The sequence below is a fragment of the Paenibacillus sp. R-74696 genome (assembly GCF_055814915.1).
Window position 1 is genome coordinate 1 of record NZ_JBPULM010000017.1, and the last position, 14,064, is coordinate 14,064.

Genomic DNA, 14,064 nt, shown 5'->3' on the forward strand with positions numbered 1-14,064 from the left:
CGAGCTGGACGGACAAGCCAACCGCATCGCGGGCTGGCTGCGCGCGCAGGGCGTGAGCAGCGAAGACCGCGTCGGTGTGCTGCTGTCCCGTTCGCCTTGGCTGATCGCCGGTCTGCTGGGGATTATGAAAGCTGGTGCAGCCTATGTGCCACTGGACCCGGCGCTGCCAGCCGGCCGCATCGAAGGGATGGTTCGAGATGCTGGAATCAGCATTCTCTTAAGCGAAGAAGCCCAACGAGAAACGGTGGCGGGCTGGGTAGAAACCCCGCTGCGTCAGGTGCTGTGTCTGGAGGAGCAGGGCTCTGATGGACAGCAGGAGGCTTCAAATGGACAGCAGGAGGAGCATGCCTCAGATAGACAACAGGATTCGCAGGTGAGGTTCGCCTCTGTGGAGGAACTGAAAGCTTATTCCACGGCATCAACGGAGGTGGAGACCCGCGCTGAAGGCAGCGCGTATGTCATCTACACCTCGGGGACGACCGGCATGCCGAAAGGCGTGGTGGTGGAGCATCGAAACGTGGTCAACTTTATGACGGGGATGGTGGAAGCCCTGCCCTTTGCACCATCTGCAACCATGCTCAGTGTGACGACGGTGTCCTTCGACATCTTCGTGACGGAGAGCTGGGTACCGTTGAGCTGCGGCATGCAGGTGCTGCTGGCGAGCGAAGCGGAGCAGCAGGACCCCGCGCAGCTGGCTGCGCTGCTCACGAAGCATCCGGCCCAGATGATGCAGACGACACCTTCCCGTCTGGTGATGCTGCTGGAGGATGCGCGCAGTGCAGCTGCGCTGCGTCCGATGCAGGCGCTGCTGATTGGCGGGGAGCCCTTCCCTGCCACGCTGGAAAGCCAATTGCGCAGACAAACGGAGGCGGAGCTGTACAATATGTACGGGCCGACGGAAACGACGGTCTGGTCGACGTTTGAACACCTGAGAGGAGCGAGCGAAGGCGGAAAAATGAGCATCGGCCGTCCGCTGGGGAATACGCAGGTGTATGTGCTGAACGAGGCGCTGCAGGTGCAGCCGATCGGAGCGGTGGGAGAGCTGTGCATCGGAGGAGCAGGCGTAGCCCGAGGCTACTGGGCGCGCGAGGAACTGACGAAGGAGCGGTTTGTCGCGCATCCGTTTGTGCCCGGGGAGCGAATGTACCGGACCGGCGATTTAGCCAGGTGGCTGCCGGATGGTCGATTGGAGCATATGGGCCGGATGGACCATCAGGTGAAGATACGGGGTTACCGGATCGAGCTGGGCGAGGTGGAAGCGCATCTGCTGCAAATCGAAGGGGTAAAAGAAGCGGTGGTGACGGTGATCGCTGGAGAAAGGGAGACGGACGCAGCGGAGTTATGCGCGTATGTGACCGTGACGGGCAGCAGCGAGCTGGGAGCGAAGGAGATGCGAAGCAAGCTGGCAGAGGGACTTCCCTCGTATATGCTCCCAACGTACATCATATCCCTGCCTGAGATGCCGCTAACACCTAACGGGAAGCTGGATCGCAAGGCGCTGCCGAAGCCGGAAGTCGAGGCGCAGAGCGAAGCGGCGTATGTCGCGCCACGGACACCAGTCGAAGCGGAAGTTGCGCGGCTGTGGGAGGAAGTACTGGGACTTGAACGCGTCGGCATTCGCGACAACTTCTTTGCGCTTGGCGGCCATTCGCTCCGGGCGATGACGCTGGTATCGCGTCTGCATCAGGCCTTGGAGACGGAGGTGCCGTTAAGAGAGGTGTTTCTCTATCCGACCGTTGAAGAGCTGGCAGCGGTGATTAGCGTACGGGAACAGAAGGCGTATGCGGCCATTCCTCGTGTGGAAGCCAGAGACTACTATCCGCTATCCTCGGCGCAAAAACGGATGTACCTTTTACAGCAGCTAGAAGAAGCGGGGAAAAGCTACAATATGCCGGGGATGCTGCTGCTGGAAGGACCGCTAAACCGAGCGCGTTTTGAAGCAGCGTTCGGGCTCCTGATTGCCCGTCACGAAACGCTGCGTACCGAATTTGAGCTGGTGCAGGGCGAACCGATGCAGCGGGTAAAGGAAGCCGTTGACTTTGAGGTTGCCTATGTAGTAGTGGCAAGCGAGGAGGAGGTCGAAGCTCGTGTGCGCGAATTCGTGCAGCCGTTTGACCTCAGCGAGGCGCCGCTGCTGCGGGTCGAATTAATCGAATGGGCGGAAGAGCGCTATGTGCTGCTGCTGGATATGCATCACATCATTTCCGATGGCGCGTCGATGGATATTTTGGTGGACGAATTCGCCCGTTTATATCGGGAGGAGACGCTGCCTGAGCTGCGGATTCAGTACAAGGATTATGCAGTTTGGCAGCAGTCTGAGGCCAATAAAGAACAAATGAAGGAGCATGAAGCTTACTGGCTGAAAGCCTTGGCTGGAGAATTGCCCGTGCTGGAGCTACCGACGGACGCCGCACGTCCTGCGGTGAGACAGTCCGATGGAGCCGTGTTTGACTTTGAGCTCGATTCGCATCAGAGGGATGCGTTACATGAGCTTGCTGCTCAGCATGGATCGACCTTGTATATGGTGCTGCTCGCGGCGTATACGATTTTGCTGCATAAATACTCCGGGCAAGAAGACATTATCGTCGGTACGCCTGTTGCGGGCAGAACGCATAGCGACTTGCAAGAGCAGATTGGTATGTTCGTTGGCACGTTGGCCATCCGTAGCTATCCAGCGGGTGAGAAGGCGTTATCGGCTTACTTAAATGAGGTCAAGGAAACGATGCTTAACGCCTATGAGCACCAGCAATATCCGTTTGAAGAACTGCTTGAGAATGTGCAAGTTAATCGTGATTTAAGTCGTAATGCAGTGTTTGACACGATGTTTGTCCTGCAAAATACGGAAAGCAGGCAGTTTGAACTGGATGGGCTCCAAATGAAGCCGTATGCCAGCGCACAAAGGACAGCGAAATTTGACTTGACCTTGCAGGCAGTAGAGGGTGAGGATGGGGTCGCTTTCAGCTTGGAGTACGCAACTTCATTGTATAAGCCGGAAACTATACAGCGGATTGCGGGGCACTTTATCCGGTTGATTGATGAGATGATCGCCCGCCCTCAGGCAAGCCTTGCGATGCTGCAAATGGTGACGAATGAGGAACGAACGCGGCTGATAGACGTGTTCAACGATACAAAAGTAGCGTATCCACGAGAGCTGGCTATTCATCAGCTGTTTGAGGACCAAGTGGAACGAAGGCCGAATGCAACAGCCATTTTATTTGGAGAGTCGCAATGGTCTTACGGCGAGCTAAACGATAAGGCCAATCGGTTGGCACGGACGCTGCAGCAGGCGGGACTTGAAGCGGAACAACTGGTAGCCATTGTGGCAGAGCGTTCTTTTGAGATGATTGTCGGGATATTGGCGATTCTTAAAGCTGGAGGGGCCTACGTGCCTATTGATCCGGAGTATCCGGAGGAGCGCATTCGCTACATGATGCAGGATGCAAATGTGCGAACCGTACTGATCCAGAGCCATTTACAAAGACCTGTGTATACTGATGCGATGATTGTGCTGCTTGATGCTGAGCAGGCTTATGACAAGGATGGTTCAAATCTGGCATCGGCCACAGAATCAACTCAGATGGCGTACGTCAACTATACTTCCGGCTCGACAGGGACTCCCAAAGGAGTGTGCGTCACGCATCGCGGGGTTGCTCGACTTGTGACACATGCGAGTTATGTGGATATTTGCGAAAATGACGTTTTCTTGCAGGGATCAACTATTTCATTCGATGCCGCGACGTTTGAGATTTGGGGCAGCTTGCTGAATGGAGCGGTATTGGCGCTTCTGCCTCCAGTCACTTTGTCACTTGAAGATTGGACGCAAGCGATCCGAATGCATCAGGTTACGATTGCATGGTTCACGTCAGGATGGTTCACGGTTATGGTAGAACACAAGCTTGAAGGATTGGCAGGAATCAGACAATTGCTCGTCGGAGGCGATGTAGTATCCAGAGCGCATGTGAAGAAAGCAATGGAACGTTTTCCGCACTTACGTTTGATTAATGGGTATGGTCCGACGGAAAACACGACATTTACAAGTTGCCATACAATCCGTTTGGAAGATATGGATCGTGCCTTGATTCCAATTGGCCGTCCTATCGGAAATACGCAAGTATATGTGCTCGATCCATTAGGCATGCTGCTGCCGCTGGGCGCAATTGGAGAGTTGTATGCGGCTGGAGACGGGGTGGCACGCGGTTATTTGAATCAACCGGAATTGACGGCGGAAAGATTTGTTGATAATCCTTTTGTACCAGGGCAAAAAATGTATCGGACTGGTGATCTTGCACGTTGGTTGCCAGACGGTACGCTCGAATACGTAGGGCGTATGGACAGTCAGGTGAAAATTCGCGGGTACCGGATCGAGCTTGGGGAGATAGAAGCACAGCTTGGCCGAATGGCTTCGGTGCGCGAAGCGGTTGTGGTCGCAAAGGCCGATAGCAGCGCAGTACAGCAGCTTTGTGCGTATGTTGTGGCCAATCGGGAGCTGGCTGCTGGAGAACTAAGAAGGCACTTAGCCGATCAATTGCCGGGGTACATGATTCCAACGTACTTTGTGCAACTCGAACGCATGCCGCTGACGCCAAACGGCAAAATCGACCGCAAGGCGCTGCCAGCGCCAGAAGGAATCATTCCTGCTGCGGTCGAATATGCAGCGCCGCGCACGCACATCGAAGCGAATCTTGCCCGTATTTGGCAAGAAGTTCTCGGTCTTGAACGGGTAGGTGTGCACGACAACTTCTTTGAGATTGGCGGTCACTCATTGCGGGCAACGGCAATGGTGAGCCGTCTGCATAAAGAAATGCATATTAACGTGCCGCTGAGACATATTTTCAGGTTCCCGACCATCGAGCTGCTTGCTCAAGCAATTGCAGACATGGAGCAGCAGGCGTTCCAGACTATCCAACCGATCGAAGAAAAAGAGTATTATGCCGTCTCCTCAGCTCAGAAGAGGCTGTATATATTGCATCAGCTTGAAGGGACGGGGCTGAGCTACAATTTGCCGAGAGCCATGCTGCTGGAAGGAACGCTGGACCGAAAGCTGTTCGAGGCCGCACTGCACAAGCTAATTGCAAGGCATGAGACGCTGCGAACGAGCTTCCATATGGAGGAAGGTGAATCGGTGCAGCGCGTGCACAATGAAGTGCACTTTGCTGTGGAATATATCCAGGCAAGTGAAGAGGAAACAGCAGAAGTCATGCGGCGATTCGTTCGCACCTTTGATCTGGAGCAGCCGCCGCTCTTGCGCGCCGGACTCATCGAGCTTGCATCTGATCGCCATCTGTTCGTACTCGATATGCACCATATTATCTCCGATGGAATTTCGATGGGCATTTTGGTAGAAGAGTTTGCACACATGTATGCCGGGGAAGAACTGCCCCCATTACGCAATCAATACAAGGACTATGCGGCATGGGAGCAGTCTCAGGAGCAGAAGAAGCGTCAGCTTCAGGAGGAAGGGTACTGGCTGGATGTGTTTAGCGGGGATATACCGGTTCTGGAAATGCCAACGGATTATGTGCGGCCTGCGGTGCAAAGCTTCCAGGGTGAAGAGTTGTCATTTATGCTTGGCGCTGAGCAGAGTGAAAGTTTGCGGCGCATAGCGGCCGAAAGCGGATCTACGCTGTATATGATATTGCTGGCGATATACAAAACCTTACTGCATAAATATTCGGGGCAGGAAGATATTGTAGTCGGTACGCCAATTGCGGGCAGAACACATGGCGACTTCCAGTCGCTGGTGGGCATGTTTGTAGGCACATTGGCGATCCGCAGCTATCCGGCGCGCGAGAAAACCTTTATATCGTACCTGGAAGAAATCAAGGAAGCGATGCTAGGCGCTTACGAGCATCAAGGCTATCCATTTGAGGAACTGGTGGAGAAGGTGCAGGTCAGCAGGGATATGAGCCGCAACCCGATTTTTGATACGATGTTTGTTTTGCAAAATATGGAACAAAGAGATTTGCAAATGCAGGGCTTGCAGATTCAGCCATATGCAAATGAACAAACTGCGGCGAAGTTTGATTTAACCTTCCAGTTAGAGGAAATGGAAAATGGTATCTCGTGCAGCATCGAATATGCTTCTGGTTTATTCAAGCGAGAGACGGTGCTCCGGATGGCGAAGCAATTCGAGCAGCTAGTTGAATCCGTTACGGCAAATCCGTATGCAAGGCTAGCGTCGTTAGATATCCTAACAGCGGAGGAGCACACACAGCTTGCAGCATTCAATGCGACAGCATCGGAATACCCAAGCGAAAAAACAGTCTACCATTTGTTTGAGCAGCAGGCGGAAAAAACACCAGAAGCGGTAGCCGTCGTTCATGATGAAGAGCAAGTGACGTATGGCGAGCTAAACGCCCGTTCCAATCGCTTGGCAAGGACGCTGCGAGCATCCGGCGTGCGACCGGATCATTTGATTGGCATACTGGCTGATCGATCCGTCGAAATGATTATAGGCATACTGGCCGTGCTAAAAGCTGGTGGGGCTTACGTGCCAATAGATCCGGAGTATCCTGAAGAGCGCATCCGTTACATGCTGGAGGACGCTGGCTCGGAGGTGCTGCTAGTGCAGCAGCATTTGCTGAATCACGTACATTTTGAAGGAAAGCTTATCAATCTGAATGATCCGGAGGTCTTTAGCGAAGAAGAGTCGAATATAGAGCCGATATCTAGCGCGCACGATCTTGCTTATGTGATCTATACGTCGGGAACGACGGGAAATCCGAAGGGCGCCATGATTACCCACCAAGGCCTGACGAATTACTTGTGGTGGGCACAAGAGGTATATGTCGCTGGGGAAAAGCTTGATTTTCCGCTGTACTCATCCATTTCCTTCGACCTGACGGTAACATCCATATTCACGCCGCTACTTACTGGCAATCTTATTCGCATCTACAGTGGAGAAGACAAAGCGCTAATAATCGAGCGGATCGTAACAGATAACCAAGTTAACATTATCAAGCTGACACCGGCCCATTTAAGTATAATCAAAGAAATGAATATAAGGGCCGGCTCAAACATCCGTAAGCTAATTGTCGGAGGTGACAATCTTGGAACGGATATAGCGAGAAGCATCCACGACAAGTTTGGCGGAGATATCACGATATTCAATGAATATGGACCAACAGAAACCGTTGTCGGCTGCATGATTTATCGTTACGATCCGAAAACGGATACGAGCGGTTCCGTTCCCATTGGGGTACCGGCTGCGAATGTAAGCATTTATTTGCTTGATGCTGAGCGTAAGCAAGTGCCGATTGGAGTACCGGGAGAAATATACATCGTTGGAGATGGAGTCGCGCGAGGGTACTTCCGTCGTCCCGACTTGACCGCAGCGAAGTTCGTTGACCATCCATTCGTTCCTGGGAAGCGGATGTACCGTACAGGGGACTTGGCCAAAATGCTGTCAAACGGAAACTTGGAATATTTAGGCCGCGCAGATGACCAAGTAAAAATACGCGGCTTCCGTATTGAGCTCGGCGAAGTAGAGGCGCAACTTATGAAAGTAGAGGCGGTGAAGGAAGCCGCGGCCATCGCTCGCGAAAACGACGCGAAAGAGAAGCAGCTATATGCCTATTACGTAGCGGATAGCGAGCTTACGGCCGGGGAATTGCGGAGAGCATTATTGCAGAGGCTTCCAGCCTATATGATTCCAAACCGCTTCGTGCAACTGGATAAATTGCCGCTTACAGCTAATGGAAAAGTCGATCGCAGACGTTTATCTCTTTTGCAGCAAAATGAGCCGCTTCAAGCCAATTACACTGCGCCAAGGAATCCGCTGGAACAAGCGCTTGCTGACATCTGGCAGGAGGTTCTGGGCATAGAACGGGTTGGCATTCACGATAATTTCTTCGATGTAGGCGGACATTCTTTGAAGCTGATTCATATGATCGGAGAAGCTCGCAGCAGGTTGGATGTGGAAATATCGTTTAGTACCGCCTTCACTTTCCCGACGGTCATGGAGCTTGCCGAGCAGTTGGAAAGTCGAAACCACTTTGATAATTCTACAGAGCAGCAAGGTACAGGGGTATCTGTATGGAACAGCAGCAAAGGAAACGGTTTAACTTTGCATTGCTTCCCGCCAATCGTAGGCTATGGGCAAGTATTCACGATGATGGCACAATCGTTGCAGGATACGGCAACTATATATGCCTATGATTTCATCGTTTGCGACGATACAACGGAATACTTTGCACAACAAGTTCAAAAATTGCAGCCTCAGGGTCCCATTTATTTGCTGGGCTACTCTGCCGGAGGCAACCTTGCATTTGAAGTAGCCAAGCGACTGGAGGAACAGGGTCGTAAAGTAGCGGATATCCTTATGTTTGACGCCTATCCGAGAGAAACGTCTTCATCTAATATGCAGCAAGAAGCGTATCTGGAGACGCTAAAAGAAGAGATTTCGATGTTCATTCGCCATGTTCCCGGGGAGACAGCAGAAAAAGTTAAACAAAACATCCTAGCTTACACAGCATGGATTGATGGGATGCAAACAAATGGAGAAGTTCAGGCTGAAATTCATCTAATCCAATCAGCAGATCCCATAGGAGAAGAGGAATGGAGAAGGAAATCCTGGAGCACTTTAACAATGGGGCAACTGCACATTTATTTAGGAAACGGCAAACATGAGCAGATGCTAGAAAGAGATTATGCTTCAACCAACGCCTTACTTATAAAATCTATACTTGAAAATTTCACTGTTTAAAGGTGACCCGTAAAAAAGGTCAACCCTATTCATGAAATGCTCCTCGTTAAGCAGTCGGTTTATTCATTAAACCTGTCTGCTTAACGGGAAGTTTTCTTTTTACCAAAAGAAACAGGAAGCCTGAGTAATCAGGCTTTCAGATTGACGGGAAACCCCATGTCTTGTCTCAAGACGATCGGGTTTCTCTTTGTTTTGGGGATCAGCCCCCGCAACCGTTAATAGCGAAACCCATATAGCTGTTTAGCATCCGCGAAGCTTCGCTCAATCACCCAGATAGATCATTTTGAAAAGAACAAGTGGATCAATGGCTGGACGGCCATTATCTTGTGAATACGCGCAAAAGTTGTCAAAGCAACTACAGTTGCTTTATCATAAAAAAGACATCTTCAACAGACCTATAACATGCCAAGGACATACGAAAGGAGCCGAATGATGGCTGTTCAAATCGGACTTACAGGCTGGGGCGACCATGATTCGCTGTATATTCCCGGTACAAAGGCGAAGGACAGACTGGGCCAATATGCAAAATATTTTCCCGTCGTCGAAGTAGACAGCTCCTTCTATGCGATTCAATCCCGGGAAAGGTTCGCCAAATGGGTGGCGGAAACGCCGAGCTCGCTCCATTTTATGATAAAAGCCTATCAAGGCATGACAGGGCATCAGCGCGGTGAAGCGGCAGCTGCCGCGGCATTAAATGACACGGGGCAAATGTTCGCTGCTTTCCGCGAATCTATTGAACCGGTTATGGAGGCTGGGCGGCTGACCGCCGTACTGTTCCAGTATCCGCCATGGTTTGATTGCACGCAGGATAATGTCCGGCTGCTTCGCGAAACGAAGCTCAGAATGGGCAGCATTCGCTGTGCGCTGGAGTTCCGCCATCAGAGCTGGTTTATGCCGGAGTTTCGTACGAGGACGCTGGCGTTCATGGAGCGCGAGGGCTGGATACACAGCGTATGTGATGAGCCGCAGGCAGGCATTGGCTCGGTGCCGACTGTGCTGCATGCGACCGATCAGGAACTGACGCTCGTTAGGCTGCATGGTCGAAATGTATCGGGCTGGAACCAGAGCGGAGCGCCGAATTGGCGCGAGGTTCGCTATTTATACCGCTACAACAGTACTGAGCTTCGAGAATGGGCAGACCATATCAAGAAGCTGCAGCAGCAGAGCAAGAATATATGCATTATTTTTAACAATAACTCCGGCGGAGACGCGGCTGATAATGCCAAAGAACTGATGGATCTGCTTGGACTGAACTGTCCGGATGGGGAAGGGCCTTATTTTGTTCGCAATGAGCCAGAGCCGCCAGCGGTGGAGCAGTTGGAGTTATTTTAGAGTGGGGGACAGGTTTATGCCTTATCAGGGACTTGAGCAGTCGATTGGCTTTACAATGGGAATGACGTATCGCAAGCTTACTAATTTTTTTCAGCAACGTTTGAGAGAATATGCGATTACGCCAGAGCAGTGGTCGGTACTGCTTCAAATCAGCAAGTCGGATGGCTTGATCCAGAAGGAAATTGCTTTGCGGACGAGTAAGGAAAATCCCACCGTTACCCGTATCATCGACCATTTGGAGAAGGAGCAGCTGATTCACAAGCGGCCTGGCGTTCAGGATCGACGCAGCTTTGTTGTTTATATTACGGACAAAGGCCAGCAGCTTATTAATGAAACCATCGCCATAAATGAGTCGGTAAACGATGAAGTCAAAAAGGTCATTTCCGCAGAGGAATATGAGCTTATGATTTCGCTGATGCTGCGAATTAATAATCATTTGCAGGCATCAATCGAGAAAAATTAACCGTTTCGGCAGCTGCTAGATTTTTTCGGCACACAAGGTTTCTTGGAATCTGTTCAAATATCCTCTTAACAATCCAACATTTCCCACCGATATAATTAAAAGATTAATAGAAAGATAAACTAGGGCGCGTGGGAAAATGGTTGGAGGAGGGAATGCTTTGGGCGGTACAGGCCACAGCAGCAAAGATGCCGAGGAGGCAGCTTTCCAATGGATCAGGCTGACAGGATTTGGACGGGAAGAGTCGTGCAGGCGGCGAGAGCGGAAGGATATCCGAAAAGTACGGGCGCTTAGGCACTTCTATAAAAATTGCTTTATACCTGCTCTTGAACAAACGGTATTTCAGGAAAATCGTTATTACCACATCCATCAAGAACAGCTGATCGAGCTGTTTTTATCTTCTTTTCGCCAGCTGTGCAATCGGCTGTATGCCAGGCAGCAGGAGGGACGGATCGGAGCCATTAGCATCATTGAATATAGCTTGCAGGCATCCCCCAGTACGGTAGAGTTATTTGGCTATCGGGTAGAGGCCTATGGCGAGCAGGGTTATGAAGATGCGGAGCCTTATTCGGAAAATTATAATACCGCCTGGCTGTATCAGTTCGTACCAGAGCTGATGACGAATTTAAATGAGCAGCGCAAAGCATATGGGGGAAAAATATTGGGCGGCGATATTGAGAACATGATGCGGGGCGAGCTGGTTTTGTTCCACCAGTTTGCGGCCCAACTTATCCGCAGCGCCATTCCAAGGGCCATCAGCGAGCCGCAATATGCGGCGCTGGCCAAAACAGATTCGTTCAACATTCGGCTGGGCCGAGAAGGAAAACAACGCAAGACGATATATATAAAGCATGACGCCTTTGATTTTGGTGGACAAGGATAAGGCAGAAGATAGAGCAAGAGGAAGGAGCTTGAGATGAACCGAGAACAGCTGATAGCCATATTTACGAAGGAGCAGCGAATCGATATAGCGTTTCCGGGATATCGTCGGGAGACGGACGGCAGTATTATTCGGCAAATCGCGCTCGAAAATGACGGCGAAGGCGGCTTCGTTCTTTATACGGATTTGAACGAAGACAACGTTGATGAAGCCATTGAGGCGCAGCTCGCCTATTTTCGCGGACTGGGACAGTCGTTTGAGTGGAAGGTGTACAGCGATGACAAGCCTCGCAATCTCAAAGAGCGCTTGCTGGCACATGGCTTCGACATCGGCGAAGAAGAAGCGATGATGGTTATTCAGCTTGCGGAAGGGCATGAGCTGCTCCAGTGTGAAATTTCACCAGCCATTCGCCCTGTGACGGATGCGGCAGGCATTGATGCATTAGTAGCGCTGGAAGAAGCAGTATGGGGTGTTTCCCATATGGAGCATGGGGAGCGATTGAAGCAGGATTTGCAGGATGAGCAAATTGGGCTGCGCATCTATGCCGCTTATGAGGGAGACAAAATGGTCAGCGCCGCCTGGATGTATTTGCACGAAGGAACGTCGTTTGCAAGCATTTGGGGAGGATCTACGCTTGCGGAATACCGCGGCAAAGGGTTTTATACAGCGCTGCTGGCTGTGCGTGCGCAGGCTGCCTGGCAGGCAGGCTTTCATTTGATGACGGTGGATGCAAGTCCAATGAGCCGCCCGATTTTGGAGAAACGAGGCTTTGAGCTGCTTGCCTATACATGGCCTTGCATGTCTCCAGCGGAGAATATTTGATCTAGGTTGTTACTTGTAATAATGATACAATGGACAAAGCTGTAGCGAATAATGGGAAGATGCAGGAGGACGAAATGACGACTTTATTGCTGCTCGGCAGCATCAATATGTTTTTAGCGGTTATGCTCGGCGCTTTTGGCGCGCATGCATTGAAGAAGAAGCTTTCCGCCGACATGCTGGCTATTTATCAGACTGGGGTGCAATACCAGATTGCCCATGCGCTGGGCTTACTGCTTGCCGGTGTGTTAGCAGGCGGCATACTTATGAGCGGGCTCGTCGTAACCGCAGGCTGGTTTTTATTTGCTGGCATTATTTTGTTCAGCGGCAGCCTTTATGCTCTTAGCCTCAGCGGTGTGAAGAAGCTGGGCGCGATTACTCCGCTGGGCGGACTGTGTTTTTTGATCGGTTGGGTTATTCTGGCCGTTGCAATTGTTCAAGGCTAGCTGCATAGCTGCATAGCCGTAGAAAACGAGAGAGCTTGCCGCGGGCAGGCTCTTTGGTCATTTTGCGAAAAGGATTGGGAGGAAGCTGGTTTATGTTTACGGGATGGCGCCTTTCGGTGCTGGGACTAGTTGTTGTGGGGACGACAGCGGTTGTCGCTCCTCTGTTCAAACTAATGGATTTCGGAAAAACGATTCCATTGTTTATTTTATTTGCATTGTTTATCGGCTGTATGGAGCTGATGGAATGGATCAAACGGCGTAATCGAAGACGCTAATCCTTGCAAGGATTAGCAAAGCCTGATAAATGACAAACTATTGCTAATTAAGAGAAAGGGGATTCAGCAAATGCCGCAAATCGACACGCCGTCTGTCCTGCTGCTTTTTTTCGCGCTGCTGGGCATATTGAGCAAAAATAACTCCATCACCATCGCTGCCGTATTTCTGCTGCTTCTCCGGGTAACGAATGTGCATCAGGCTTTCCCGTGGATCGAGAAACACGGCCTCACTTTGGGCATCATCATATTGACGATTGGCATTCTCGCGCCGCTGGCGAGCGGAACGATCAGTATGAAATCCGTCTATGAATCCTTTCTCCATTGGAAATCGATAGCGGCCATCGTCGTCGGCGTGATGGTTGCTTATTTGGGCGGGCGCGGCTTTCAGCTGATGTCCAGCCAGCCGACGATTGTGACTGGGCTGATTATCGGGACGATCATTGGCGTTGCTTTTTTTAAAGGCGTTCCGGTCGGCCCGCTTATTGCGGCAGGACTGCTGTCGCTGCTGATTAGCAAGTGAGGGTGAGCCATTCTTCTTGCAGTATGGCGTAGTAATATTCATCCCACCATTCATGGGTGCCATTAGGAATGCATTTTTTGAAAAAGCCTTCCCTGCGCATGCCGATTTTCTCCATTACGCGATAGGAGGGAATGTTCTCGGGCTGGCAGGTAGCAATAATTCGGTGCAGCTGCAGCTCCTCGAACCCATATTTCAGCATGGAGCATGCAGCTTCCGAGGCATAGCCTTGATTTCGATAATGAGGGCTGAATACCCAGCCGATCTCATAGGTGTGCTCGCCAAAATACTTATGAAACACAATATGTCCAATAAGCTGATTGCTATCTTTCAAGAGTACAGCGTAATGCTGCGCTTGATTGCCGAGATTATCATTGATAAACTGCTGCGCATCATCTTCACTATGTACGCCGCCGGGTATGTAAGTCATAACAGCAGGATCGGATGTGTACGCCAACACAGCCTTCCAATCTTCTGGTTCAAATGGACGAATCCATAAACGCTCAGTTGCAATTAACATGTAAAGAGCTCCATTTCACAATGAATAGTTTCAAGCGTAAACGGCCGAAAGCCGTCCTCTGGCGGAAAAGCTACCGTTTCGCGTAGAAATATAGAGAAAGGATGGAACAAT

At 51.1% G+C, this 14,064-nt stretch carries 8 protein-coding genes and 1 pseudogene; 8 read left to right on the forward strand and 1 reads right to left on the reverse strand.

Annotated features, from left to right (window positions below):
* Nucleotides 1–52: 52 nt before the first annotated feature.
* From ACSR9A_RS02730 to ACSR9A_RS02765, 8 genes and pseudogenes are all read left to right on the forward strand, one after another.
* Nucleotides 53–8,704: pseudogene (locus ACSR9A_RS02730) on the forward strand (non-ribosomal peptide synthetase); the annotation flags it as partial.
* Nucleotides 8,705–9,136: 432 nt separating this feature from the next.
* On the forward strand, nucleotides 9,137–10,036 hold the full coding sequence (locus ACSR9A_RS02735; protein WP_473755474.1) for a DUF72 domain-containing protein: 900 nt from the start codon (nucleotides 9,137–9,139) through the stop codon (nucleotides 10,034–10,036).
* 16 nt (nucleotides 10,037–10,052) lie between these two features.
* Entirely contained in the window at nucleotides 10,053–10,499 is a 447-nt protein-coding gene (locus ACSR9A_RS02740) for a MarR family winged helix-turn-helix transcriptional regulator (protein WP_473755475.1), read from the forward strand.
* A gap of 157 nt (nucleotides 10,500–10,656) precedes the next feature.
* On the forward strand, nucleotides 10,657–11,379 hold the full coding sequence (locus tag ACSR9A_RS02745; protein ID WP_473755476.1) for a hypothetical protein: 723 nt from the start codon (nucleotides 10,657–10,659) through the stop codon (nucleotides 11,377–11,379).
* 33 nt (nucleotides 11,380–11,412) lie between these two features.
* Nucleotides 11,413–12,198 (forward strand): GNAT family N-acetyltransferase, encoded by a 786-nt coding sequence (locus tag ACSR9A_RS02750; RefSeq protein WP_473755477.1) that lies wholly within the window; start codon nucleotides 11,413–11,415, stop codon nucleotides 12,196–12,198.
* Nucleotides 12,199–12,272: 74 nt separating this feature from the next.
* Nucleotides 12,273–12,641 carry a DUF423 domain-containing protein gene (locus ACSR9A_RS02755; protein ID WP_473755478.1) on the forward strand — a complete coding sequence of 123 codons (369 nt, stop codon included), beginning with the start codon at nucleotides 12,273–12,275 and terminating at the stop codon, nucleotides 12,639–12,641.
* Between the two features lie 92 nt (nucleotides 12,642–12,733).
* A complete protein-coding gene (locus ACSR9A_RS02760) occupies nucleotides 12,734–12,916 on the forward strand; it encodes a hypothetical protein (RefSeq protein WP_341282635.1) in 183 nt (60 codons plus the stop codon).
* A 70-nt stretch (nucleotides 12,917–12,986) separates the two neighbouring features.
* The gene (locus ACSR9A_RS02765) at nucleotides 12,987–13,436 is read left to right on the forward strand and encodes a DUF441 domain-containing protein (RefSeq protein ID WP_473755479.1); all 450 of its coding nucleotides are present in this window, start codon (nucleotides 12,987–12,989) and stop codon (nucleotides 13,434–13,436) included.
* Here ACSR9A_RS02765 and ACSR9A_RS02770 read toward each other — a convergent pair.
* The gene (locus ACSR9A_RS02770; RefSeq protein WP_473755480.1) at nucleotides 13,426–13,953 is read right to left on the reverse strand and encodes a GNAT family N-acetyltransferase; all 528 of its coding nucleotides are present in this window, start codon (nucleotides 13,951–13,953) and stop codon (nucleotides 13,426–13,428) included. The two genes, ACSR9A_RS02765 and ACSR9A_RS02770, sit on opposite strands and share 11 nt — an antisense overlap.
* Nucleotides 13,954–14,064: the final 111 nt, after the last annotated feature.